This window comes from Siminovitchia fortis (assembly GCF_003605365.2).
GTDB lineage: Bacteria > Bacillota > Bacilli > Bacillales > Bacillaceae_C > Siminovitchia > Siminovitchia fortis.
The window spans coordinates 16,785-41,811 of sequence record NZ_QYTU02000025.1 but is presented as its reverse complement, the minus strand read 5'-3'; the positions used below and the strand labels follow the sequence as shown (position 1 = coordinate 41,811).

Here is a 25,027-nt window from a genome sequence, read left to right as displayed (position 1 = left end):
ATAAAAATAGAGATGCATTTCAGAAGGCAGGTGCACAAAACATGAAAGAGGCTGTGCTTTTTCAGCAGCTATTAAAGCGTAAAAAAAAGCTTATTATGCCAATGATGATTTTCTTTGTCCTGTTTTATTTTGCCCTGCCTGTTCTCATATGGTTTTTTCCAGAGTGGGTATATAGTGAAAGAAATTCTTTTTTTATTCCGTGGTGGTGGCTCTTTGCTTTTTTCCAGTTGATAGTAACATGGATATTGGGTTGGATTTATTGGTGCAAGGCGAAAAAGCACGATGAATTGATTGAAGATCTGAAGCAGGGGAAAGACATATGAATTATACATATTTCTTCTTTTTTCTTTGCATTATCGTTTGTACTCTGATTATTACACACTGGGCTGCGAAACGCGATCGCACCGCTTCCCAATTTTATGCTGCATCAGGCCATCTGACCGGCTTTCAAAACGGTCTGGCCATAGCAGGTGATTATATCAGCGCCGCATCTTTCCTTGGGATTACAGGGGCCATCTCACTCCATGGCTATGATGGTTTCTTATATTCAATCGGTTTTTTGGTTTCTTACTTGATCGTTTTGTTTTTGATAGCGGAACCCGTTAAGAACCTAGGAAAATATTCCTTGGCGGATGTCATCTGCGCCCGGTTTCCAAGCAATAGGATCAGATTGCTCATGGCATGCGGCACCTTTTTTATTTCCATCTTCTATATGATTCCCCAATTGGTTGCGTCCGGCCTTCTCATAAGGCTGCTTTTGGGTATTGACTATTCCATATCTGTATTGGTGATAGGGAGTTTGATGACTGTTTATGTCGTTCTCGGGGGAATGGTTGCGACCTCATGGGTACAGATTGTGAAAACTGTATTGCTCATGTCGGGTACTTTTCTCGTATCACTGATGGTTTTGGCGCATTTTGATTGGAAGGTCATACAATTAGTAGATTATGTAAAACAAGGAACTCCCCTTGGAGACCTATTTTTCTATCCCGGAAATCTATTTAATGATTTTTTGGAAATGTTTTCGTTGAAACTTGCACTGCTGCTGGGTACAGCAGGTTTGCCTCATATATTGATCAGATTTTACACTGTAAAAAACACGTTGGAAGTCCGTCGTTCCGTTATTACAGCCACGTGGATCATCGGTTTGTTTTATGTCATGACACTTGTATTGGGCCTGGGAACGATTGCGCTGATAGGAATGGAACGGCTGGCCGCTGCCGACCCTACCGGCAATTTGGCGGCACCGCTATTGGCGAAGGAATTAGGCGGGGATTTCCTGCTTGCGTTCATTTCAGCGCTTGCTTTTACGACAATCGTCGCCGTTGTTACGGGATTGGTCATATCCGCTACTATTTCGCTTTCGCATGATGTGTATCATCATATTTATAAAAAAGGCAAAGCGACCGACAAAGAACAGCTTCGTGTTGCGAAATGGACGGCTGTCGGGATCGGATTGATTGCAACGTTGTTTTCATTGGGATTGGAAAATATCAATGTCACTTTCCTTGTTTCGTTAACCTTTGTCATTGCTGCCTCCACAAACCTTCCGGTCATTCTTTTGACACTGTATTGGGAGCGCTTTAACGAAAGGGGCGTCATGACAGGGATGCTCAGCGGATTTTTATCATCAGTTATACTCGTGCTTTTCGGTCCGCATATCATGAATATCGAAAATGGCTGGATTGCCCGGGAAGCTTTGATTCCACTTTACAATCCCGGCGTTATAGCGATCCCTATCGGGTTTATCGGGGCAATTATTGGAACATTGTTGTCCCGCAAGGCCTCTGATGAAAAAGCTTTTCTTCGTTCGCTTGTTAAAGCCCAGACGGGAATCGATACAAGGGGGCGCGGCTGGTGGAGTTCATGACGTATATATTGGTACAGAGGCTTGGACTTTTATTGATCTTGGCCTTTTTAATGACAAGGATTCCAAGCTTTAGAAGCCTGCTTGACAGAGAAATGGATACAAGAACTGTCATACTGCATGCCGTAATCTATGGTCTGTTTGGCATTGCAGGTACGATATCAGGGATTGTAATAGAGAACGGGAACATCGTTTCTCAATTTATACTTTTCCCGGTGCAGGATCATCAATTGGTGGTCAGCTCGAGCCTTGTGGCCATTGTCATAGCAGGTTTGCTGGGCGGCCCGGTTGTTGGAATGGGAGCCGGTCTCATTGGTGGCATTCATCTTTTTTATCTTGGGGGCCTGGGAAACACAGCAGGGTGTATTGTAAATATCCTTACGGGATTGCTTGTCGGCATGACAGCGCGCTTCTTTTCAAATGACAGGGTCATTTCACCATTAAAGGCCTTGTTTATCGGTATATTTCCGCCGATTCTGCAAATGGGAATCCTATTAATCTTTCACCCCCATGATGATTTTATAAAGGAGGCAGTTGACCAAATCAGTTTGCCCCTTGTCTTTTCAAACAGCGTTGCCATCGCTATCTTTACTGCCATGATTGCTGCAGCTATCAATGAACAGGAACGGGAAGCGGCTTTGGAAACAAGGAGGGCTTTGATGATAGCCGAGGACGCTCTGCCTCACCTGAAAAAAGAATCCCAATTTGAAATGGCGCAGGGTATTGCCGAATTGCTTTTTAAGCGGTTGAAAGTGGCCGCTGTTTCCGTGTCAAACCGGGAACAGGTACTGGCATATGTTGGCCTCGGTGCAGATCATCATAAACCGGGTGACCCTTTGCAGACAAGGCTTTCACATGAGGTCATACAAACGGGGGCTTTGAAAGTGGCCTATTCCCAGGATCAAATATATTGTAAGCATGAAAAATGCCCGCTGCAGGCCGCGATCATTGTTCCGATATTGGAATCAAATGAAACAAGCAAATTAATTAAATTGTATTTTCGGAAGTCACAGCATATTCGTTCAGTCGAAATTGTGCTTGCCCAAGGATTGGGCAAGCTTTTAACCAACCAATTGGCGGTTGTTCAATCAGAGAAACTGCAAACACTTATCCGTGATGCGGAGCTGAGAAACCTTGAGGCTCAGATCAACCCGCATTTCCTTTTTAATACGCTTCATCTTATCGCTACCCTTTTTCGGACCGACCCTGAAAAAGCCAGGCGCATTACTGTACAATTGGGAAGTTTTATGAGGTTTAATCTTCGCTTGGCTTCTACTTCTCTCGTAGAACTAGAAAAAGAATGTGAACATTTACAATCATATATTGAAATTATCCAAACCCGTTTTTTTGGACGGCTGACTATTTGTTTTTCACCTATTGATGAATGCAAAGAAGCATTGATTCCGCCATCGACGCTTCAGCCGTTAGTGGAAAACAGTGTCCAGCATGGACTGGAGAATGTCATGGAAGGCGGAAAGATTGATATCGAAATCAAGCGGAAGGCAGATTCAGTTTATATTGCCGTCCGTGATAACGGACGCGGATTTTCGAAGAAGAGCATCTCACTTGCAGGACGCTTTCCAATAGAAAGTGAGAGGGGCGGAGGTACAGGCCTATATAATGTAAATCAGCGATTAATAGGAATGCTTGGTGAACAATCACGGCTGCATATCCGCAATCTCCCTTCGGGAGGCAGTGAAGTGCATTTTGAAATTCCAAATATTCATGCAGGGAGGAAAGCGACATGACGATCCGAGTGATGGTTGCCGAAGATGAGCGTCTCGTCAGGGAAGAGTTGATCTATATGCTTCAGCAGGAAAAAGATTTCCTTCTGTGTCCCAGTGCTGAATCAGGGGAGCAATTGCTCGAGCTGTATGAAAAATATTCTCCGGACGTCATATTTTTGGACATTCACATGCCAAGGCTCTCCGGGGTGGATGTTGCTAAAAAATTGACAAAGGATAAAGAAAAGCCCCCGCTATTTGTGTTTATAACCGCATATGACGATTATGCCCTTGAAGCATTTAAAGTCGAGGCGGTGGACTATCTGTTAAAACCATATGATGAATCACGTTTGAGGGAGGCTTCCGACAGGATCAGAAGGCGGCTCTCTGGTTCTGCAGCGCCCGGCTCTTTAAATAATAGAATTAAAGGGAGTTCTCCCGGTTCGATTCCAGCCTCTTCCAAGCTGCTGATTGATGATGGTGAAAAAGTTGTGGTTTTATCACCCGAGTCGATATATTATGCTACACGTGTAGACAGGTATGTAGAAATCCACACTGAAGATGAGTTTGTCCAAGGGAAAATGACGTTGCAGGAACTGGAAGAGAAGCTGAAGGGTTTTCGGTTTTTTCGGACGCACCGAAGCTATTTGGTCAACTTGGATTTCATCCAGGAAATAACCCCATGGTTTAATGGGGCATATAATCTCATTTTAAAGGGAGAAAAGAGAACGCGGATACCGGTAAGCCGCAGTGCGCAGAAAAAGCTGTTTCAGCTGCTGGGACAGTGATTGGAACCGTTTACATGCGGATTATTGCCGTTCAGGCAAAGTATCAGACAATTCGCGGATTTATTCACTTTTTGCCGCACCTCTGTTTTATAGTAAATAAAATCGGCTTTTTGCAGCCGGTTTCATTCCAAACCGGGAGGTGCAATGAAATGGAAAACTATGAGCGTATTGCCAATTCAAAGGAGTTTTTGGAACTGAAAAGAAGCAAATTACTCTTTATTTGGCCCGTGGTTATATTATTTTTCTGCCTTTATCTCTCGTTCCCGCTGATGGCTGCTTACGCAAAGCCGCTTATGGGAAAATTTGTTGCAGGAAATATAACCTTCGGATACCTGTATGGTGTATCCCTCTATTTCGTCGCCTGGGCCCTTGCATTTGTATATTTTGTCAAAGCGAAAGGTTTTGATCAAAAGGCAAAGGCTGCGGTAGATAAATACAGGCAGGAGAAGGGGGCATAAGTATGGGGGCTCATGCATTTGGAATATTTCTATTTATAGCAATAGTCGCGGCTACCATTTACATTACGCTATGGGCTGCCAAAAGAAACAAAAGCACAGCGGACTTCTACACTGCGGGCCGCTCTTTGACGGGCTGGCAAAACGGATTGGCGATATCCGGGGACTATTTAAGTGCTGCCTCTTTCCTGGGGATTGCCGGGTTGGTTGCTTTAAATGGCTATGATGGATTTATGTATGCCGTCGGCTGGATGGTCGGCTATGTAATCGTTCTTTATATCGTCGCTGAGCCGCTTAGAAACTCCGGTAAATTTACGGTCGCAGATGTTTTGGCTTCACGATTGAAAGAAAGGCCTATCCGAATGATGACCGCCATCGTTACTTTGGTTGTTACAACGTTTTATATGGTGGCCCAAATGGTGGGCGCAGGTGCCATTATCAATCTGCTCGTCGGTATCCCCTATGAACTGGCCGTCATTATCATCGGAGCATTGATGATCATGTACGTCATGCTTGGCGGGATGCTGGCAACAAGCTGGGTTCAGATCATTAAAGCCGTATTGCTCATGTTTGCCACTCTCATCCTTGTCTTGCTGGTCGCATTTATCTTCAAGTTCAGCATCTCCGGTTTATTTGGCGAAGTAGTTGCAACAAATGGGAAGGAATTCCTGTCGCCCGGAATATTGTATAAAAATCCGGTTGACCTGTTATCCCTTGGAATGGCATTGATCTTGGGGACTGCAGGCCTGCCCCATATTCTGATCAGGTTCTATACAGTGCCGTCTGCCCAGGAAGCAAGGAAATCGGTTATATGGGCAATGATTTTGATTGGTATTTTTTACATCATGATCGCCTTGGTCGGTTTTGCAGCATCAGTCCTTGTCGGTTCCGATGCCATTCGGGCTGCTGACAAAGGCGGAAATATGGCTGCACCGTTATTGGCTCAATATATTGGAGGCGGAGCAGGAACGATCGGCGGAGAAATTTTTATGTCGCTTATATCAGCAGTCTCCTTTGCGACCATTGTTGCCGTTGTTGCCGGTCTGGTTATTGCAGGGTCTGGGGCATTCGCACATGATATTTACACAAATGTCATCAAGCGCGGAAAAGTGGACAGCAAGAAGCAATTCAAGGTTGCCAGAAATACAGCTTTAGTAATCGGGGCATTGTCCATCACGCTTGGAATTTTAGCGAAGGGGATGAATGTGGCCTATTTGGTTGTATTGGCATTTGCCGTCGGAGCAAGCGCCAACCTGCCAGTAATCATCTTCTCGCTCTATTGGAAGCGCTTCAATACAGCCGGAGCCATCGGTGGCATGCTTGCCGGGATGCTGAGTGCTGTCATCCTGGTCATTATCGGGCCAAGCGTCATGGGAGAGAACGCCATTTTCCCGCTTGCCAACCCGGGCATCATCAGTATTCCATTAGGGTTCCTGACATCGATCGTGGTGTCCCTTATTACAAAGCCGGAAAACAATACGGAAAAGTACAACGAAATGGAGGTCAAGTCCAATACGGGGCTGGGCGCCGAACTATGACATGCCGCTTGTAGGCATGTCTTTTTTTTGCTGAATAAGAAAGCATAAGATCTTTAGCTTTAAAATTTTAAACAAAGCCTTTTGTTGTCTAGCTCCAGCGCCTATCGACTAGCAGACTTCGCACCTCCTCCTACGATAAGTCAACATCGGCTCGTTCCTCGCCGTGTTTCCTTTATCTCGTCGGAGGCACTCCAGTCTGTACGTCGATGGGCAAGGCGCTTGCACTTTTCTTTATGAAAAAATCAAAAAATTAATATTAGCCGTTGATGAAATGTGGCTTCCCGCTTATAATAGGTGTTATTAGCTTTTTCAAGCAGGAGGGATTTCATTGCCAATTAACATTCCTAAACAAATGCCGGCGCGGGAAGTTCTCGAAAAAGAAAAGATATTTGTAATGGATGAAGAAAGAGCAAGCACGCAAGATATCCGTCCATTGAATATATTAATTTTAAATTTGATGCCTGAAAAAGAAAAGACGGAAGTGCAATTGCTGAGACTCCTTGGAAATACGCCTTTACAAGTGAATATTACATTTTTGCATATGGAAACCCATCATTCCAAAAATGTAAGCAAATGGCACCTGGAGCAATTTTACAAAACATTCTCATCCGTGAAAAAATATTATTTTGACGGCATGATCATTACGGGAGCACCGATTGAACATCTCCCTTTTGAAAAGGTCAATTACTGGGACGAACTGAAGGAAATCATGGACTGGTCCAAAGATCACGTCACTTCAGTTATGCACATTTGCTGGGGCGCCCAGGCTGCATTGTACCATCATTACGGAATAGGCAAGTTTGAGCTTCCATCCAAATGCTCCGGTATATATAAGCACACTATTGCCGACCAGACTGTTAAACTTGTCCGGGGCTTTGATGAAGTATATTTTGCCCCGCATTCACGGTACACGAGCGTCAGCCGGGAAAAAATCATGGAGCATCCCGAACTGAAGCTTTTATCTGAAGGGGAAGCCGGACCATTTATGATTATGTCTAAAGACGAGAAGCATATCATGGTTACAGGCCATCTGGAGTATGATACGGACACACTGGCTATCGAATACGAGCGGGATCTGAAAAAAGGGCTGGATATTCAAATGCCGGAAAACTATTTTCCGAATAATGATGTGAACGAGCAGCCGCTAAACACATGGCGGTCGCACAGCCATCTCCTATTTTCCAACTGGCTGAATTATTACGTTTATCAGGAAACTCCTTATGAGCAGGACCGGAAAGTGAAAGTGGATGTCCCGGTCCCGAATGAGTTTTAACAGAAATCAAATAAGAAAAGCGCAAGCGCCTTGCTCATCGACGTACAGACTGGAGTGCTTCTGACGAGATAAAGGTAACACGGCGACGATAGGAGCNAGATAAAGGAAACACGGCGACGATAGGAGCCGATGTTGACTTATCGGAGGAAGAAGCGCGAAGTCTGCTAGTCGATAGGCGCTGGAGCTGGACACTACGAAACCCCTGTTTGAAAAGAGCATTCGGCTAAAATTTTATGCTCACTTTAATTTAATGTAAAGGACATTACAAATTCACATGATGAATGCCTAATGTCCTTTCTTATTTGGCTGACGCCTCAAGCAATTCCCGCAGCTTTTGAAGTAATGATTACATATTTGCCAATTCAATAGGTGACAAATTCGCATAATATTTTTGTATGATCCATATGTCCTCAATCGTTTGATTAATCTGCTCCGCTATATTTTTATTTTTCATCCTTTTGCCTCTCACCTTTTTTTCGCCAATTCTTGGGATTTAGGTAGCTTTTAAATTTGGCTGCTGCTTCTTTTCCAACAAGTAAAGCACCTATCCAGAACATGATTTCCGCAATGATTATACTTCCTGTAATGATAGCTGCCTTTATCTTAGTTGTAAGTGGTGTAAATGGCGTAATAACTGGAATCAGGTAAACTATAAGAGAGAGGATCAACAGCCCTATTCCAAGTTTATACACAATTCGTTTTTGTTGCTTCTTTTTGATCGAAGCCACCTCTCTTTCCAATTTTGATTCACCCCCTAATTTATTCGAGGCCTGATTACAAGGATTTTTTAAAGAACATATAAAGGAAGGCGATGGTCTACACAGCTTACTATAGAATAAACAGACTTTCATATAAAGAAATGATATATTGATAAGTAAGAGGAGGGGTTAAATTGGCCATCAAGTTCAGGAAAAAAACGGAATTATTTACTTTTTATGATTCGAAAGGTAAGAAAATCGAACGCGAAACAGAGGTTCGCTTCGATCCGCTGACAGGGGAGACGTCCAGGCTTGTATATGATGCGGGCCTTGCGATTACTCCCCCGGATTATACGGAAGAGGCGGATAAAACGAAAGGGGCGAATTGTCCATTTTGTCCGGAAAATATTGATACAATGACGCCTGTTTTTCCAAATATGATTGCTGAGGAAGGCCGAATCACCGAAGGTGGTGCAGTTGTGTTCCCTAATCTTTTTCCTTACAGCAAGCATAATGGTGTGGCTGTTTTCTCCGGTGACCATTATGTCCGTTTAAGTGAATTTACACCGCAATTGATTGTAAACGCTTTTAAGGCAGCGCAAAAGTACATTCATAAGGTGAACATTACGGATACACACGCTAAGTTTTCTTCCATTAACTGGAATTATTTGCCTCTTTCAGGAGGGAGCATCATCCATCCTCATCTACATATTATTGTTTCGGACAGCGGTACGAATTACCAAACAGCGGTGTATGAAAAAGCAAGACAGTTTGAGATGGAAACAGGAACAAAATATTTTGCGGCCCTTTATGAAACTGAAAAATCCCTTGGGGAAAGATGGATTGCGGACACAGGGACGGTATCCTGGCTGCATACATTTGCGCCAAAAAGCCATAATGATTATATTGGAATTTTCAATCATGCTTTTTCAATTGTGGATATTCAGGAAACGGATTGGAAGCATTTTGCAAAAGGTCTTCAAAGTATTTTTGCCTCTCTTACGGAACAGGGTTTTGCAAGTTTTAATTTCATTTTGTCCGTGGACCCGGAAGGGAAAGAGCCTGTTCACGTCCGGCTGATTCCACGGCTGGCTTTAGGAGCGCTAGATACAAGTGATATTAACTTTTTTCAGGCGCTGCATCAGGAGCCTCTTACTTACAAGGTTCCGGAGGAAATTACAGCTATGGCCCGCCTCCACTTTGAAAACTGATTTCTAAGTCTTTGCCTTCAGTCAACAATTTCCCTGCCATGCAATAGAATAAAGGTGTAGATACATGGAGGTGGCAGTATGGCTGTTGTAAAAGCGAGGACATCCGATATTGACTTGTTGGCAAGGCTGCTGAGGGCTGAAGCGGAGGGAGAAGGGACACAGGGTATGCTGTTGGTTGGCAACGTAGGGATCAATAGAATCAGGGCAAACTGCTCCGATTTTGTCGGTCTCCGAACCATCCCGCAGATGGTTTACCAGCCGCATGCATTTGAAGCCGTGACCCATGGTTATTTTTATCAAAGGGCAAGGGATACCGAAAGAAGGCTGGCGAGACGGACGGTGCAAGGAGAAAGAGTTTGTCCCGCCAAATACAGCCTGTGGTATTTCAGGCCGCCGGGAGATTGTCCCGCCACATGGTACGATCAGCCGTTTGTCGGCAGGTATAAACTGCACTGCTTTTATGAGCCGACCGGCGAGGAATGCGAAAATGTCTATACAACGTTTTGATGGTTAGGAGCAAACAAGCATAGAAGTGGTGCTTGTTTGTTTTTTATTTTTGTCAACAGCTCATGATTTCTTGCAACCTTATTGCTCATCATTCGCCAACCTAAAAAATCCGGAACTCTCGTTCTGGATTCCGGATTTTTATAAATATTATTTTTTTGTAACCGCCCGGTCTTTTGGAGCTGCCCAAAATGCAATCGCGACTGAAACTCCCAGGACGATAAAAGGGGCGTAAAAAACGAAGAAATTGTGCATATGAAATCTCCCTTTCTTAATATGGATCCGATTTTCCTGTGACATAATCCTTATTGAAAAGAAACAGCCGCAACAGTAAATAAAGAGAGGGGATCAATAAACCCAATCCCGCAATAAAGGCGACGATCAAGGATATCGCCATGGCTTCGTTTGTAAAACTGTCATAGATCGTCAAATGCGGATAAAGCAAATAGGGGTAGTGGGAGATGCCGTATGCGAAAAACGCAAGGGCAAACTGACCCGCCAACAATCCGAATGCTCTTCCGTAATGTTTTCTTTTCCATATAAGCCAAACAGTGCCGATAAATAAAAGGAATGATAAAACAAACATCCACCACAAATTCAGCAAATTAGCAAAGTGTTCCGGATTATGGGCACGAAGTTCAACAATGATCCCTGAAGCCGTGATGATCAGCGGGAGGGACCAGGTGAGCGCGTATTTCCGCATTAATTCTGCAGCATCTTTATCCTTTGCCTTGTGGGCGTACCAAGTCAGGAAAACAGCGGATATATATAGTACGGCCGCAATACTCAATACCACAATGCTCCACGTAAGGGGGCTGGTAAACAGCGCCCAGTAATCCAGCACCGGCTTTCCGTTCTCGATAAAAACGAATCCGCCCTCTGAAATCGTCAGAACAATCGATAAAGAGGCAGGAAGGAACAGCCCTGACAGACCGTACATGAACGAATATCCCTTATGGCCCCTTGATCCGTAAGTTTCAAAAGCATAGTAGGATCCCCGGATGGCTAATAGCAAAATCGCAATGCTGACAGGGACAAGGAGAATGGTTCCATAATAAAATGCCGTTTTTGGAAAAAACCCGACGATTCCTACGAAAAAGAATACAAGAAAAACATTCGTTACTTCCCAGACAGGAGACAGATAACGCTGAATGATGTTCGTCAAAATGTGCTGCTTGCCGGCATACAAACTGTATGCGTTAAAAAATCCTGCGCCAAAGTCAACGGAAGCGACAATAACGTAGCCAAATAAAAATGTCCATAACACCATGATTCCCAATATTTCCAAATTCATCGAACGACACCGCCTTTTTCCGCATGACGCTCTTCAAGCTCGCGTTCAACAGGGTTGTTCCGGAACATCCTGCTTAATACAACGACACTTCCGATGGCAAGGATGATATACAACCCGGCAAACAGAATGAGCATGGTATCAACGTGATTGCTTGATGTTGCAGCATCTGATGTCTTCATCAGCCCGCGAAGGACCCAAGGCTGCCTCCCGACTTCCGCCAGCCACCATCCCATCTCGATAGCCAGGATGGATAACGGGCCGCCGAGAACAATCAGCCAGCGAAACCATTTTGTTTGAATTAAGGCCCAGCTTCTTTTTGACCCCAGCCAAAACACTAGTGACAATAAAGTCATCCATACGCCAATGGATACCATGATATCAAAGAGATAGTGGATATATAGAGGAGGAATTTCATCCTCTTTAAACTGATCCAGCCCGATAACCTCCGCTGATGGATCGCTGTATGCCAAAATACTGAGAGCCTTTGGAATTTCAATGGCATATTTTACTTCTCCATTATCCAGTTTTCCAAATAGCACGAGCGGTGCATCTCCGGATGTTTCAAAATGCCATTCAGCAGCCGCAAGCTTTTCCGGCTGGTAATCCGCCAGGTATTTTCCTGAAAAATCTCCGATTACCGCTGTGGCGATGGAGAAAATGAGGCCAATTTTCATGGTCAAATACAAAGCTTTTTTATGGTAAATATGATCTGATCCTTTTAAAAGCCTGAAACCGGCAATGGAAGCCAAAACAAAAGCGGAAGTCATAAATGCACTGGCAACGACGTGTGCCACTTTTGTAGGCATGGCCGGATTGAACATGGCAATAAGCGGGTTGATATTCACGAGCTCCCCATTCACAATGTCGAAGCCTTGCGGTGCATTCATAAAAGCATTGACGATTGTAATAAAAACAGCCGAGAAGGCCGCTCCTGCCGCAACCGGTATCAGAAGCATAAGGTGTTTGCGCTGATCCTTGAACCGGTCCCATGTGTATAAATAAATTCCCAGAAAAATCGCTTCGAAAAAGAAAGCGAAAGTCTCCATGAAAAGCGGCAAAGCTATGACATTTCCCGCCAATTCCATAAAATTAGGCCATAAAAGCGAGAGCTGCAATCCGATGGCTGTTCCGGTTACAACCCCGACTGCAACGGTAATGACGAAGCCGCGGGTCCACCGTCTCGCCAATAAAATATAGTGCTCGTCATTCTTCCTGATGCCGACCCACTGTGCAATCATGATCATCAGCGGAACGCCGACTCCGATTGTGGCATATATGATATGGAAAGAGAGGGTCAGTTCCGTCAACAGCCGGCTGTAAAACAAGGAATCTCCGTTAAACATACAACTTTCACCCTTTCATCAACTGCCAAAAATCCGTCCAAGAATGGATAAAAGCATAATGGCTGCTGCGCCAAATGCAAGTCCTACCAAGATCCGTTCATGTTTTTTATACATCATTTAAACACCCCTAAATTTATCATACCCTGTATTGCCCTTGCTGAACGTTATTATGTGTCAAATTGTTAGCTTCTTTATGATAAAGTTGTGAAATGCTGAAAAATTAGTTGTTTTGCGTTGCAAGTTCTTTTTTTATGGTGTGATAACTTCGATGGTATATTGATATAATTTCCAGGTGAATAGCTGCCAATACTAATATTGGGTTAACCTGTTGCAATCGGCTTTGCCGCTGGTATTGGTTATATGACGACACCGGAGGCACTTGTCTTAACATCAGTTATTAACATCTGGTCCTATTGCAGTTTTTTGGTATTATGACTTGGTCATATTATCAGCTTATGAATAAACGGTTTTAAAATTCCCGGCCGCTCCACTTTTTACAGAAAAACGATGGTATAATATTAGTTATATAAGGTCGTGAATTGGCGGAAGTATTGAATCCAAAACCGGCTATTTTCTTTTGGCTTTCCTTCCTCAGTTTATCCATCCTGAAAAGGGGCCTGCCATTGTTCAGTTCCTATTACTGGGTTTGATTTTTGTAATCATGAGCTGTCTTTACACTTCCATGATAGCCATCAGCATTCGCCCTATCGGCCGTTTGATGAAGCGTACTGCCAATATTGGACAGTGGAGCGGAAAAGTTGCAGGGTTGATCTATATTTGGCTTGGTGTAAAAGTAGCGTTTCAACAACGATAAAAAAACACGAGGGGAGAATCATACCATTATAAAATCATTGAATGTAGGCCGGCCGCAGCTGATCGGAAACCCATTTGGACGGGTAATCAATTCCGGCATAAGAAAAAAGCCGGTTTCTTCGGCATACCTCTATAAAACAGGCTTTGAAAATGATGACGTGGCAGATCATGACAGCCATGGAGGCGATGATAGGGCCGTCTGTTTTTACCCTTTTGAACATTATGCGGAGTGGAACGCCCTCTCCGGCACAGAGCTGAACATACCAGCTTTCGGTGAGAATATCACCGTCGCCGACCATACTGAAGATAGTGTATATGTTGGCGACATATACCAAATAGGCGATGCAAAGGTTCAAATCACCCAAAGCAGGATACCATGTGCAAAAGTTGATATTGCCAACCGGATCAGAGGCTTTTTCGAACAATTTATCCAAACAGGAAAAACCGGCTATTTTGCCCGGGTGTTGGAAGAGGGCTTGGTGGAGGAAAGTTCGGCCATCACATTGATCGACCGCCCTCAAGACACTATTTCCATCAACGGGTTGCATCACTTATTTTTTCATGACCGAAAAAATATGAAAGAGATTGAAAGAGTAATAGCTATGGAAGGACTTGCAGAAGATATGCGGGAAAGGCTTAAAAAACTCCTATAAAATAGTCAACGAAAAGCACTTAAACATAAATATTCCAGGCTCTATGAATAAAATTTGTGGCACCCGAAATACATGGACAATCACGATTAAATATACTACATAATTTGAAGAATGAGTGAAAGGGTCATGGTGGAAAAGGCAGCAGGAAGAGTGGGTTTGCTATAATTGTTGTGCTGTTTATTTTATTAAATTATAATGGGTGCCTCCTATGTAGGTGGTGCAGGGGGCGGTAACCCTGTATTTATCGGGTTCTATCCGTTTTTTCCGTTCCTTTGGTGGTAGTCTTCCGTTTGGATACAGATCTTGGGGCAACTTCCTTTTGGACGTTGCTTTTTCTTTGTCCAGCTTCAGCGCCTATCGATTAGCAGACTTCGCACCTCCTCCTACGATAAGTCAACATCGGCTCGTTCCTCGCCGTGTTTTCTTTATCTCGTCGGAGGCACTCCAGTCTGTACGTCGATGGGCAAGGCGCTTGCGCTTTTCTTATTATGCACAGGATCTATTGTCAGCATCTTGACAAACCTGCTTTTTTTAAGCATAATTAAGTCAAATTATGAACGATGAACGCAGACGAAGGACTAGTAAACGGATGTGTCCGTGACAAGAGAGCGAAATTTACAAGCTGAGAGATTTCGCCACTGGAAAGCCGTTGAACCTGCCTTCTGAGTCCTGTGCAAAAAACATGGGCGTTTCCTGGCGTTATCAGGCAAAGTGGGGTGCTGAGGCACCCAATAATGGTGGTACCGCGGAAGCAGAGCTCTTTCGTCCTTTATATCGAGGATGGGAGAGCTATTTTATTTTCTAAGAATGATTATTGTAATAGGAGATAGACCGATGAGAAAAAAAAGGATCGTTGTCAAAATCGGAAGCAGTTCCCTGACGAATGACAGAGGGGAAATCGATCAGGATAGGTTTGCTGATCACGTTCATGCATTGGCAGCTCTAAAAGGCGCCAATCATGAAGTGATTCTTGTTTCTTCAGGTGCTGTAGCCGCCGGCTTCAGAAGCCTGGGATACCCCGCCCGCCCTGTAACGGTAAAAGGAAGACAGGCAGCCGCGGCAGTCGGCCAAAGCCTGCTCGTCCAGTCTTATACTGAAAAATTGAGTGAATTTAACATTGTTCCAGCACAAATTTTGCTCACACGCGGTGATTTTTCAGACAGATCCCGCTATAGAAATGCGTTTGCAACTATCGGTGAGCTTTTGGACCGCGGACTTTTGCCGATTATCAACGAAAATGATACCGTTGCAGTCGATGAATTGACATTTGGCGACAATGACATGCTCTCTGCCCTCGTCAGCGGATTTATACACGCCGACATGCTGATCATCTTAACGGATATTAATGGTTTATATGATTCCAATCCGAGGACGAATCCTGACGCGAAGAAGTTTGATTATTTGGAGGATATCACAAAGGATTTGCTGAAATCTGCCGATGAGACAGGCTCCAAAGTTGGAACAGGCGGCATGAAATCCAAATTGTTGGCGGCAAAAACGGCCGTCTCCCTTGGTGTTCCGGTCTTCATCGGTAAAGGAACCGGCAAGGATAAGCTGCTTGAAATCATACGCGGAAACGGGGACGGCACATACATCGCGAACGGCACTCTTGATCCTATAAATACAAACAGGCAATGGATTGCCTTCCATTCCGAAACATCAGGAAAAGTATATGTTGACCAGGGAGCGGAGGAAGCGATTCTTTATAGAGGCAAAAGCTTGCTTCCCGCCGGTGTCTTCAAGGTGAAAGGGAATTTCCAAAAAGGTGATGTTGTTGAAGTTTACGGTGTGAACGGACTGTTGGGAAGAGGAGAAGTCACATATTCATCCCAGGAACTTAGGGATTTGATTGATAAAAGAAACGATGATGAAAAGAGATACATGTTGATCCCGACTCTCGAAGTCATCCATCGCAATAGATGGGTCAAGGTCTGATCAATAAAGCAATACGAATGAACAGGAGAGGAAAACTTATGGAACTGAAAGAAAAAGCCCCAGTAAGTGAAGTGGAAGCCAAAGGAATAGCGGCATTAAAAGCAAGCAGGGTACTCGTCAACCGTTCAACAGGGGAAAAAAACAAGGCGCTTGACTTGATTTCCGAACAGTTATTGAAGGATAAAGATTACATTCTTCAAGAGAATGAGAAAGATTTGCAGGCGGGAAAAGAAAGAGGGCTGACTGATGCAATCCTGGACCGGATCATGCTCAACGAAAAACGTATTGAAGATATGGCACATGCCATTAAACTTTTAATAGACTTGAAAGATCCGATAGGTGAAACATTGGAGACCATTGAAAAAGAAAACGGCATGACGATCGTGAAAAAAAGGGTGCCGATCGGCGTAGTCGGCATGATTTATGAAGCAAGGCCTAATGTGACGATTGATGCAGCCACCCTTTCGTTAAAAACTGGAAATGCGGTTATATTAAGAGGAAGCTCTTCAGCTAAATATTCCAATTTGGCCCTCGTACGATCAATTCATGAAGCGCTGGAAAAAAGTACGGTTCCGGCAGATGCTGTACAACTCATAGAAGATACCAGCAGGGAAACGGCCAAGGAACTTTTCCAATTGAACGATTATTTGGATGTACTGATTCCGCGTGGAGGTAAACAGCTCATTGAAACGGTCATCCGCGAATCGACTGTGCCAGTTATTGAAACCGGAGCCGGAAACTGCCATGTCTACATTGATCAATTTGCAGATCAAGAAATGGCTGAAAACATCGTGCTGAATGCCAAGCTGCAGCGTCCATCTGTCTGCAATGCCATTGAAACGATTCTCGTACAATCAGATTGGTTCGAAAAATACGGAAAAGAATTGCTCGAAAAGCTTGATCAAAACAATGTGGCAATCCATGGGGACAACGCAGTTTGCGATGTTTTCCTTAAGGCTAAAGAAGCCGGCGAGGATGATTGGGGGGCCGAATATCTTGGTCTGGCTGTAAGTGTAAAAGTCGTAAAAGACGTTGACGAAGCCATTCAGCATATCAATGAATATGGAACAAAGCACTCCGAAGCCATTGTGACCGCGAATAGAGAAAATGCACGGAAATTCCAGACAGAAGTCGATGCATCAACTGTCTATCATAATGTTTCCACAAGATTCACCGACGGGTTTGAGTTTGGTTATGGAGCGGAAATTGGCATCAGCACCCAAAAATTGCATGCACGCGGACCGATGGGGCTCAACGCCCTTACATCCAGCAAGTTTTTCGTGTCCGGCGATGGACAGATCCGTGAGTAAAGTGTTTAAATATAAAAAAAGATTAAGAGAGAGAAGGGGAGCAAGTGTTGAATAAACAAATAGACATCCAACTTAGTGCCAATCGCAAAGAGAAGCCGTCTTTTTCCAGCTTGAAATTTGGAAAAACTTATACCGACCATATGTTTATCATGGATTATTCGAGGGAAAATGGGTGGCATGATCCGAGAATTGTTCCATATCAGCCGATTACACTGGATCCTGCTGCGACGATTTTCCATTATGGGCAAACCGTATTCGAAGGCCTAAAAGCGTATATTTCAGAAAATGAGGAAGTTTTTCTTTTCAGGCCTGATGAAAATATCAAAAGGCTGAACAGGTCAAGTGTCCGTATGTGTATTCCCGAGGTGGAAGAAGAGCTTGCGCTTGAAGCATTGAAAAAGCTTGTTTCCATTGACCGCGACTGGATTCCCAATCAGGAAGGCATGTCATTATATATACGGCCATTTATCATTTCAACTGAAGCGAATCTGGATGTTACACCGTCGCAAACGTACAAATTCATGATCATCATGTCACCGGTCGGCAGTTTTTACAAGGAAGGGATGAGCCCGGTCAAAATTGCGGTGGAAAGCGAATATGTACGAGCAGTCCGGGGCGGAACAGGAAATGCTAAAACAGCCGGCAACTATGCAGGTGCCATGATTGTGCAGGAAATAGCAAATGCTGAAGGCTATTCCCAAGTCCTGTGGCTTGATGGGAAAGAGAATAAATACATTGAAGAAGTCGGAAGTATGAATGTGTTCTTTAAAATCAACGGTGAAGTAGTAACACCTGGATTGAGCGGAAGCATTCTGGAAGGGATAACCAGAAAGTCCGTTATTGAGCTTCTTCAGCATTGGGGCGTGCCTGTATCCGAGAGAAAAATCTCCATTGAGGAGCTATATGACGCACACCAAAACGGCCAACTGGAGGAAGCGTTCGGCTCCGGAACGGCCGCTGTCATTTCACCTATCGGGGAATTATCCTGGAAGAATGAAAAGATGGTCATCAATGACGGAAAAACAGGCGAGTTGACAATGAAAGTATATAAAGCTTTGACGGGCATTCAAACGGGTAAGGAAGAAGATCCGTTTGGCTGGCGGGTAAAAGTGGACTAATTTAGAATAAAACTTACAGGAGCCGTCCGCGTGGGCGGCTCCTGCTTTTTATAAGAAAGGAGCAGCAATGAGACCAATACCTGACCATTTGAAAAAGGACCTGCGTATCCTGTTCATTGGCTTCAATCCAAGCATCCGCTCAAGCGAAACAGGCCATCATTATGCCAATCCGACCAACCGCTTCTGGTCTATTTTGCATCAGTCCGGGTTCACTGACAGAAAGTTTTCCCCTGATGAAGATGCTTCATTGCTCGAGTATGGGTACGGATTCACAAATATCGTAGCGAGGCCGACCCGAAACGCTGAGGAAATCTCTTCTGCAGAATACAAGCAAGGCAGGGAAGAACTGATCAGGAAAATATCTTACTATCGCCCAAAGGTTGCCTGTTTTGTTGGAAAAGGAGTTTATCAACAATACAGCCAAAGGAAAAATGTTTCCTGGGGTGCGCAAGAAAACTCCGTCGTCTCAGGGGTTGCTGAATTTGTCGCCCCATCTTCCAGTGGGCTTGTCCGAATGAAAATGGATGAAATTGTTGCCATTTATAAACAGTTGAGGGATTATTTTTAGTACAGAGACACTCCTTAAACCGGATATGGTAAAATGTATGGGATAGATTTTTGTAAAAGGCGGTTTTAGAATTGACGGAAAGAAACAACGTAAACTTACCTCCAAAAACCTGTACAATTGAACGGCTGGTAACTGTACCGAAAGATGTTGAAAAGGTCATCAGGGGACAAAAGACAGCCACAAGAAGAAATGGACGCTATGCTGATATCGGAGAAATTATGGAATTGCAGGGCAAAGAATTTATCGTTGAAAATGTCTATTCCCAAAGTCTTGGAGAAATGACTGACGAGCACGCAAGGCAGGAGGGTTATGAAAGCCTGGAAGATTATAAGAAAGCCATTTTGGGGATGCATCCCGGTATGAAGTGGATGCCCAAAATGAAAGTATGGGTTCATGAATTTTCGCTGTTGCAAAAACAAGCACAGTAGGTCGGCTCAATTTTATCAATTGGGCCCTTTTTCTATTATTTGTTTTATTTTTCCAAACTGAGATTCCGATAAACTGGAATAAAAAATGATAAAATGCGAAAGTTAACCGAAAATAAAGGAGAAAAGTTTGAAAGGCGGCGGATCAAGTGCAGAAAGGCCAAATGAACCAAAGAACGACGGAGGAAATCCCTCAAACAAAGAGAAAACCGGATAAGGACCATAAAAAACCAATCCATTCTGAAAAATTAAGATATAAAAACGCAGATAACGTTTACGAATAATGAACCTTTGCACAGCTTGGAAAATCTTCCTACATATTATGGTTTTATACTCATAAAATGGACAAGGAGGGGATACAGGTGAATGCAAAATTTAAAGGCAGACTATATTTTCCATGAAGAAATTATTACTGACCTACATTTGTTTATTTACAGGGGCTTTCCTGCAGGGAATGTCCATGTCTTTGTTTTTGTTTCCGCATTCCATCCCTTCCGGTGGTGCAGCAGGCATCGCCCTCCTTATCAACCATTGGTTTGATTTATCATTAGGTTTTTCCTTATGGCTTGCGAATGCAGTTTTTTTATTGTTCGCTTTGAATTTCTTTGGATATACATGGACCTTCAGGACGGTGCTTTCGGTTGCAACCACGTCTGCTACCATCAGCTTTTTTACCATGCAGGTGCCTGTGCAGCCCGGATTCCTATTATTGGATATGGCTGCGGGAAGTTTGTTTTTCGGCCTGGGTGTCGGGCTGCTTATTCGTGCTGGAGCTTCAAGCGGCGGGATGGTGATTCCGGCGCTGATGATTGCGTTTCATAAAAACTGGAGTCCGGGAAAAGTCATGATGGGGATTAACCTATTTATCTTTCTTTTAACTTCCCTTGTCATCGATTATAAAATTGTCATTTTCGCCATTGTCTGCCAGTTTATGTCAACGAATGTAATTGATTTTATTTATCATTTAAAAATCCATAAAATCACTTCAATGACTGTAAGTTGGAGAAGAAGATAAAAAGATCCCATTATCCAGGGATCTTCTTTTAAGTAATATGGATGGTCAGGCAATCGTTATTTTTAACCCGGATTTTATTCATTTGATTTATGTCTCCGTAATTTACATATGATAAAGCTCCCCTAATCCAAGCACCATGCCCAAAAGCCAAAATTTTTTTGCGGCTTTTGTATTTTTGTATGAAGGAGATAATTCTTTTTTCCAAGTTGCTGACAGGTTCGCCAAGCGTAATATCAAGGGGATGATCCACCCATTTGCTTCCCAATTCTTCTATTAGTTTTTTCTTTGGAAGCCCTTCAAACGTACCGAAATCCAATTCGTCAAGCAAGTGCTCAATTTCCGGTTCATATCCGTACAGCCGGGCCGTTTCTTGTGTTCTTTTCAACGTGCTGGCCAAAATTAGATCAAAGGGTGCCAGGCTCTCCAAGTGCTCCTTATTTTTCTTGATCTTATGCAAATCATTTTCAGTAATAGAGGAAATCCTTATATCGCGCCTGCCCTGCAGCCACGTTTTTTTATTCCATTCCGTAGACAGGTGCCTTATAAAGGTAACTTGCATTCAGCTTCCTCCAGGAAAAAAGTCTCGCATCTTAACCCGCATCTTTGAGCCTCTAAAATTAAAACGTCAGACAGCCTCACATTCCCCAAATTGACGTTTGGCCCAATCTCGTTGATGAAATACATTTGATGCTTCGGAAGGGGCGCTTCAAATATGATTTTATTGCAGTCAATCTCTTTTCGTAATTCCTCTACCAATTCAGACTTGATTAACCCGCTTTTATCGTAAATACCTGAAGTGCCGGAATCCCTTCCTTCCGTGATGACATATTGGCAGCCGGCTTCCAGCAGGATTTTGACTTCGTCTACCCAATCGGAAGTGGACATATGCTTGTTTGCATCCTTGGACCCGACTTCTGCTATCACATGGAAATCGTCTTTGAGCTGTAAAACAAGATTAAGCCGCTCGTTTAGAGGGATATCGATTGTCCCGTTGGATATCTCTATCCATTCGATTTCTAATTTCCTTAGGTAATCGGTATATTCCGTCAGTTTGTTTTGATAATAGCCTTTTTCAAACAGGGTGCCCCCGCAATATGGTTCGATGTCATATTTTTTATAGAGTGCAATTTTTTTTTCAACGTTCGGCGTGACATAGGCTGATCCGATTCCCAACTTGGCAATATCGATAATATGCCCGTAATCGGATAAAATATATTCCAGTTCTTGTAAAGGAACGCCAAAGTCAGCAATTGAAGTAATGCCATAAGTTCTCGTTCCAGAAGTTCTCATTGGCAAATCCAAAAATTCCATAAGGAAAACGCCTCCTCCAGTTTCTACGATAGACTATTCAAAAGCTGGGCAAGAGTGCAATTTTATTGTTGAATTAATTTATTGTAATTGCATAAAAAGCAAGTATGCCGCCAAAATAAAAAGGATCATAATTCAGGGCGATGGGAGGGAATATGTTGCCGAAGCAAAAAAATAAGGGGATGGCCATCGCGGCAATTGCATCCATTCCCCTAATTTTGGTTTTGGGAAATTCCATGCTCATTCCGATTTTGCCGAAAATGAAAAGTGAGTTTGATGTTTCCCAGTTTAAAATCAGTTTAATCATTACGGTATTTTCTATGGCTGCGGCTGTATCCATCCCGATTTTAGGCTATTTATCCGACCGTTTTTCCCGGAAAGCGGTCATTATCCCGGCACTGATTTTATATGGTAGCGGAGGGATATTGGCCGGTGCAGCCTCGGCATGGTTTTCCAATGCATACACATGGGTATTGGCAGGAAGAATCATGCAGGGAATTGGTGCAGCCGGCACTGCTCCGATTGCCATGGCTTTGACAGGGGACCTTTTTAAAGGCGGAGAACAAAGCAAAGTGCTTGGTCTGGTTGAGGCTTCAAACGGTTTTGGGAAAGTCATCAGCCCGATTCTTGGTTCATTGCTTGCACTGATTATATGGTATGCCGTGTTTTTTGCTTTTCCGATTTTTTGTCTTATATCCATTCTTTTAACCATATTTTTTGTGAAGGAAAAGAAAAAGGATGAAGAACCGCCGAGCGTCGGCAATTACATCAAGGGACTGGGTTCTGTTTTTAAAACGGAAGGACGATGGCTTTTTGTTGCCTATTTTACGGGAGCGGCATGTTTGTTTACGCTGTTTGGGATATTGTTCTATATATCCGATATTCTCGAAAAGGACCATCATATTGACGGTATTCTAAAAGGCGGCATCTTGGCTATCCCGCTTTTATTCATGACTTTGACTTCATATATAACCGGAAGCAAGATTGGAAAGAACATGAAATTAATGAAAAAGCTGATTGTCATTGGATTAATATTAATGACAGCGTCTTTTTCAATATTGGTCTTTTTTAAAGGGTTGATCCCTTTCATCTCTATTCTTGTTTTCAGCAGCATAGGGACCGGACTCGTACTACCTTGCATTAACAGTTTCATTACCGGATCAGTATCAGCAGAGCGCAGAGGTTTTGTCACGTCTTTATATGGGTCAGTCAGATTTTTGGGTGTCGCTGTCGGTCCGCCAGTTTTTAGCGCGCTCATGGATTGGTCAAGATCTGGGATGTTCTTGACTACAGCCGGCATTGTGTTTCTGGCTATGCTATTATGCCTGTTTTTCATCCGTGTCAAGAAAGAGGAACCTTCGACAGGCAGCGGGACGCTATTCGAGCAATTAAAGTTCACATAAAGGAGCAAAACAAATTGGAAATTTATTTTTCGCCTGAAGTAATAAACCCGCATTTTCAATTGTTGAACATTGTGGATGCAAATGGAAAAGCGGTTGGAAACGTAGCTTTTTTATTCGATGAAAAAAAATTATATGTACATGGGCTTCTGGAGGAAAAAGGGGTTGAAGCGGATTTCAAGGATTTGGTCACTCCATATTTAAAAGGACTGGCAAAAGCGAAAGAGGGCTTGGATATATTCTCCTGTCTGTATTCCGGATGCGAAAAAATTGATCTGAACGGGGATAAAGAAAGCGGAAATCAATAGTTTAATCAGAAAAGGCTTTGATGTCAGTGAAACGCTGATTATCAAGGCTTTTTTATTTTTAAGGAAATTTGAAATTATAAACTGGTTTGGTTGTGGATAGCATACTTTTCACGTTAATCTACGTCCAGCTCCAGCGCCTATCGACTAGCAGACTTCGCGCCTGGTGTGCTCCTGCGGCGTTGCTTATTCGAGGATGTTTGGCGAACATCATAGCAAAGCTGCACGACGCCAACTCAAGGAAGCATCACACGAGGCCATTTCAAGTAGTAGCTTTCCTACGATAAGTCAACATCGGCTCCGACGCACAGGACGTCGCTGCTTGAGCCTGCGTTTCTCGCCGTGTTGTCCGGCTGCGAGTGCCATCGGTGCAAGGGTTAAGCCAATCGCTGCTGAAGGCAAACTACGCCTTCGCAAGCGTAGTCTAGCTTTGCGCCGATAAGCAGGCACTCTCGCACTTCCTTATCCTTTATCTCGTCGAAGGCACTCCAGTCTGTACGTCGATGAACAGGCGCTTCCACTTTTGTTCTTATAAATTGAGACGCTTGTATAATAATTTGGATGGATGGAAAGTATTGGAACAAAGTCAAAAATTAATATTAATCCTTTTAAAGGAGGGAAAAAGGGTGACAGACCAGCACTCAGATAAAGATGATAAAAAAGGATTGAGCCGGCGCCAGTTTCTTAAAAACACTGGCATGGTTGCGGGAGGTGTTGTCGGAGGTTCTTTGTTAGGGGGATTGCTGACAAATGAATATCAAAAAAAGCAAGAAGCCCAAATCAAAGATGAGGCTGTAAAGGGTGCAGCACTCCAGGAAGCGCGAATGTTTTTCAGCCGTAAGGAAGATTTCGATATATTGGGAGCTGCAACAGAGCGTATATTTCCGAAGGATGATATTGGCCCGGGGGCCATTGAGCTCGGAGTCCCTTACTTTATTGATAAGCAGCTGGCCAGTTATTGGGGGACAAATGCAAAGGAATATATGAAAGATCCGTTTAGACAAAATAGCGAAGAGCATGATTACCAGCACAAGGACAGCCAGAAAGATAAAACAGGTCCTGATACGGATACCCAAACACCGGTACCAACGCCAAGATACCAATCGCGGTTGACAAGGGCCGAAATTTTTCTAGCCGGACTCCGGAAGATGGAAAAAGTGAGCCAAGATAAATTTAAAAAGAAGTTCGTTGATGCCAGTCCTGATCAGCAGGACCAAGTGCTCAAAATGTTTGATAACGGCGAGGTAGAGATGCAGGGCGTTGATTCTGTCACTTTTTTCAATCTGCTTCTTAAAACCACCATAGAGGGTGTGTATTCGGATCCGTTATATGGCGGCAATAAAAATATGCAGGGGTGGAAGATGAAAGAGTACCCGGGACCGCGCGCATCTTTTGCGGACGTCATTGAGGCTGAAAAATTTGTGAAAATGGATCTCCAAAGTCTGAAAGATTATCAAAAATATGCATAATGGGAGGAATCAG

26 protein-coding genes, 1 pseudogene and 1 other annotated feature are annotated in these 25,027 nt (G+C 43.6%); of the genes and pseudogenes, 21 read left to right on the top strand and 6 right to left on the bottom strand.

The annotated features are described in order from the left end of the window. Positions 1-41: 41 nt before the first annotated feature. The 7 genes from D4N35_RS11770 (at position 42) to metA (ending at position 7,645) form a co-directional block, all read left to right on the top strand. On the top strand, positions 42-323 hold the full coding sequence (locus D4N35_RS11770) for a DUF485 domain-containing protein (RefSeq protein WP_120073810.1): 282 nt from the start codon (positions 42-44) through the stop codon (positions 321-323). Beyond that, positions 320-1,870: a solute symporter family protein gene (locus tag D4N35_RS11765; RefSeq protein WP_120073808.1), complete on the top strand. Its 1,551-nt coding sequence runs from the start codon at positions 320-322 to the stop codon at positions 1,868-1,870. The genes D4N35_RS11770 and D4N35_RS11765 overlap by 4 nt, the downstream gene beginning before the upstream one ends. Next, the gene (locus D4N35_RS11760; protein ID WP_328591084.1) at positions 1,867-3,615 is read left to right on the top strand and encodes a LytS/YhcK type 5TM receptor domain-containing protein; all 1,749 of its coding nucleotides are present in this window, start codon (positions 1,867-1,869) and stop codon (positions 3,613-3,615) included. Before D4N35_RS11765 ends, D4N35_RS11760 begins: the two co-directional genes overlap by 4 nt. Beyond that, complete coding sequence (locus tag D4N35_RS11755) at positions 3,612-4,379, top strand: LytR/AlgR family response regulator transcription factor (RefSeq protein ID WP_120073804.1); 768 nt, start codon at positions 3,612-3,614, stop codon at positions 4,377-4,379. Before D4N35_RS11760 ends, D4N35_RS11755 begins: the two co-directional genes overlap by 4 nt. Before the next feature lie 149 nt (positions 4,380-4,528). After that, entirely contained in the window at positions 4,529-4,837 is a 309-nt protein-coding gene (locus D4N35_RS11750) for a DUF485 domain-containing protein (RefSeq protein WP_120073850.1), read from the top strand. Between the two features lie 2 nt (positions 4,838-4,839). Beyond that, positions 4,840-6,372 carry a solute symporter family protein gene (locus D4N35_RS11745; protein WP_120073802.1) on the top strand — a complete coding sequence of 511 codons (1,533 nt, stop codon included), beginning with the start codon at positions 4,840-4,842 and terminating at the stop codon, positions 6,370-6,372. Between the two features lie 328 nt (positions 6,373-6,700). Then, positions 6,701-7,645, top strand: coding sequence for a homoserine O-acetyltransferase MetA (gene metA / locus D4N35_RS11740; RefSeq protein ID WP_120073799.1), 945 nt, complete (start codon positions 6,701-6,703; stop codon positions 7,643-7,645). A 443-nt stretch (positions 7,646-8,088) separates the two neighbouring features. Here metA and D4N35_RS11735 read toward each other — a convergent pair whose 3' ends face one another. Beyond that, a complete protein-coding gene (locus D4N35_RS11735; RefSeq protein WP_235870375.1) occupies positions 8,089-8,385 on the bottom strand; it encodes a transporter suffix domain-containing protein in 297 nt (98 codons plus the stop codon). Between the two features lie 152 nt (positions 8,386-8,537). Between D4N35_RS11735 and D4N35_RS11730 the strand changes: the two genes are divergently transcribed. Together D4N35_RS11730 and D4N35_RS11725 are read left to right on the top strand one after the other, a co-directional pair. Continuing rightward, entirely contained in the window at positions 8,538-9,554 is a 1,017-nt protein-coding gene (locus tag D4N35_RS11730) for a hypothetical protein (protein ID WP_120073794.1), read from the top strand. 78 nt (positions 9,555-9,632) lie between these two features. Further along, positions 9,633-10,061, top strand: a complete 429-nt coding sequence (locus D4N35_RS11725) for a cell wall hydrolase (protein ID WP_120073792.1) — start codon at positions 9,633-9,635, stop codon at positions 10,059-10,061. Positions 10,062-10,208: 147 nt separating this feature from the next. Here the strand turns inward: D4N35_RS11725 and cydS are convergent, their stop codons facing one another. From cydS to D4N35_RS11715, 3 genes are read right to left on the bottom strand one after another with little or no spacing between them, the layout of a single operon-like run. Next, on the bottom strand, positions 10,209-10,313 hold the full coding sequence (cydS, locus tag D4N35_RS18690; protein ID WP_391564075.1) for a cytochrome bd oxidase small subunit CydS family protein: 105 nt from the start codon (positions 10,311-10,313) through the stop codon (positions 10,209-10,211). Positions 10,314-10,329: 16 nt separating this feature from the next. Continuing rightward, complete coding sequence (locus tag D4N35_RS11720) at positions 10,330-11,352, bottom strand: cytochrome d ubiquinol oxidase subunit II (protein ID WP_120073790.1); 1,023 nt, start codon at positions 11,350-11,352, stop codon at positions 10,330-10,332. After that, positions 11,349-12,695: a cytochrome ubiquinol oxidase subunit I gene (locus tag D4N35_RS11715; RefSeq protein ID WP_120073788.1), complete on the bottom strand. Its 1,347-nt coding sequence runs from the start codon at positions 12,693-12,695 to the stop codon at positions 11,349-11,351. Before D4N35_RS11715 ends, D4N35_RS11720 begins: the two co-directional genes overlap by 4 nt. Before the next feature lie 851 nt (positions 12,696-13,546). Between D4N35_RS11715 and D4N35_RS11710 the strand changes: the two genes are divergently transcribed. From D4N35_RS11710 to D4N35_RS11675, 9 genes and pseudogenes are all read left to right on the top strand, one after another. After that, on the top strand, positions 13,547-14,161 hold the full coding sequence (locus D4N35_RS11710) for an MOSC domain-containing protein (protein WP_164876356.1): 615 nt from the start codon (positions 13,547-13,549) through the stop codon (positions 14,159-14,161). A 146-nt stretch (positions 14,162-14,307) separates the two neighbouring features. Next, positions 14,308-14,394, top strand: a pseudogene (locus tag D4N35_RS18430) (YjcZ family sporulation protein); the annotation flags it as partial. A 325-nt stretch (positions 14,395-14,719) separates the two neighbouring features. Next, positions 14,720-14,934: a binding site (T-box leader), on the top strand. Between the two features lie 61 nt (positions 14,935-14,995). Then, a complete protein-coding gene (gene proB, locus D4N35_RS11700; protein WP_120073782.1) occupies positions 14,996-16,096 on the top strand; it encodes a glutamate 5-kinase in 1,101 nt (366 codons plus the stop codon). A 38-nt stretch (positions 16,097-16,134) separates the two neighbouring features. Continuing rightward, positions 16,135-17,406, top strand: coding sequence for a glutamate-5-semialdehyde dehydrogenase (locus tag D4N35_RS11695; RefSeq protein ID WP_120073780.1), 1,272 nt, complete (start codon positions 16,135-16,137; stop codon positions 17,404-17,406). Between the two features lie 44 nt (positions 17,407-17,450). After that, positions 17,451-18,524: a branched-chain amino acid aminotransferase gene (locus D4N35_RS11690; RefSeq protein WP_164876355.1), complete on the top strand. Its 1,074-nt coding sequence runs from the start codon at positions 17,451-17,453 to the stop codon at positions 18,522-18,524. A gap of 67 nt (positions 18,525-18,591) precedes the next feature. Continuing rightward, positions 18,592-19,092 carry a G/U mismatch-specific DNA glycosylase gene (gene mug, locus D4N35_RS11685; protein ID WP_120073776.1) on the top strand — a complete coding sequence of 167 codons (501 nt, stop codon included), beginning with the start codon at positions 18,592-18,594 and terminating at the stop codon, positions 19,090-19,092. Positions 19,093-19,163: 71 nt separating this feature from the next. Further along, positions 19,164-19,520, top strand: a complete 357-nt coding sequence (locus tag D4N35_RS11680; RefSeq protein ID WP_120073774.1) for an ASCH domain-containing protein — start codon at positions 19,164-19,166, stop codon at positions 19,518-19,520. Between the two features lie 146 nt (positions 19,521-19,666). Beyond that, positions 19,667-19,801, top strand: coding sequence for a hypothetical protein (locus D4N35_RS18530; protein WP_268920378.1), 135 nt, complete (start codon positions 19,667-19,669; stop codon positions 19,799-19,801). 113 nt (positions 19,802-19,914) lie between these two features. Beyond that, the gene (locus D4N35_RS11675; protein WP_120073772.1) at positions 19,915-20,532 is read left to right on the top strand and encodes a YitT family protein; all 618 of its coding nucleotides are present in this window, start codon (positions 19,915-19,917) and stop codon (positions 20,530-20,532) included. A gap of 28 nt (positions 20,533-20,560) precedes the next feature. Here D4N35_RS11675 and D4N35_RS11670 read toward each other — a convergent pair whose 3' ends face one another. Both D4N35_RS11670 and D4N35_RS11665 read right to left on the bottom strand, forming a co-directional pair. After that, a complete protein-coding gene (locus tag D4N35_RS11670; protein WP_120073769.1) occupies positions 20,561-21,091 on the bottom strand; it encodes a histidine phosphatase family protein in 531 nt (176 codons plus the stop codon). Beyond that, positions 21,073-21,843 (bottom strand): phosphosulfolactate synthase, encoded by a 771-nt coding sequence (locus D4N35_RS11665; RefSeq protein WP_120073766.1) that lies wholly within the window; start codon positions 21,841-21,843, stop codon positions 21,073-21,075. Before D4N35_RS11665 ends, D4N35_RS11670 begins: the two co-directional genes overlap by 19 nt. 152 nt (positions 21,844-21,995) lie before the next feature. Between D4N35_RS11665 and D4N35_RS11660 the strand changes: the two genes are divergently transcribed. From D4N35_RS11660 to D4N35_RS11650, 3 genes are all read left to right on the top strand, one after another. Then, entirely contained in the window at positions 21,996-23,243 is a 1,248-nt protein-coding gene (locus tag D4N35_RS11660) for an MFS transporter (protein WP_186306570.1), read from the top strand. Between the two features lie 14 nt (positions 23,244-23,257). Beyond that, positions 23,258-23,548, top strand: a complete 291-nt coding sequence (locus D4N35_RS11655; protein WP_120073762.1) for a hypothetical protein — start codon at positions 23,258-23,260, stop codon at positions 23,546-23,548. 623 nt (positions 23,549-24,171) lie between these two features. Then, positions 24,172-25,014: a gluconate 2-dehydrogenase subunit 3 family protein gene (locus D4N35_RS11650; protein WP_283903067.1), complete on the top strand. Its 843-nt coding sequence runs from the start codon at positions 24,172-24,174 to the stop codon at positions 25,012-25,014. Positions 25,015-25,027 lie beyond the last annotated feature (13 nt).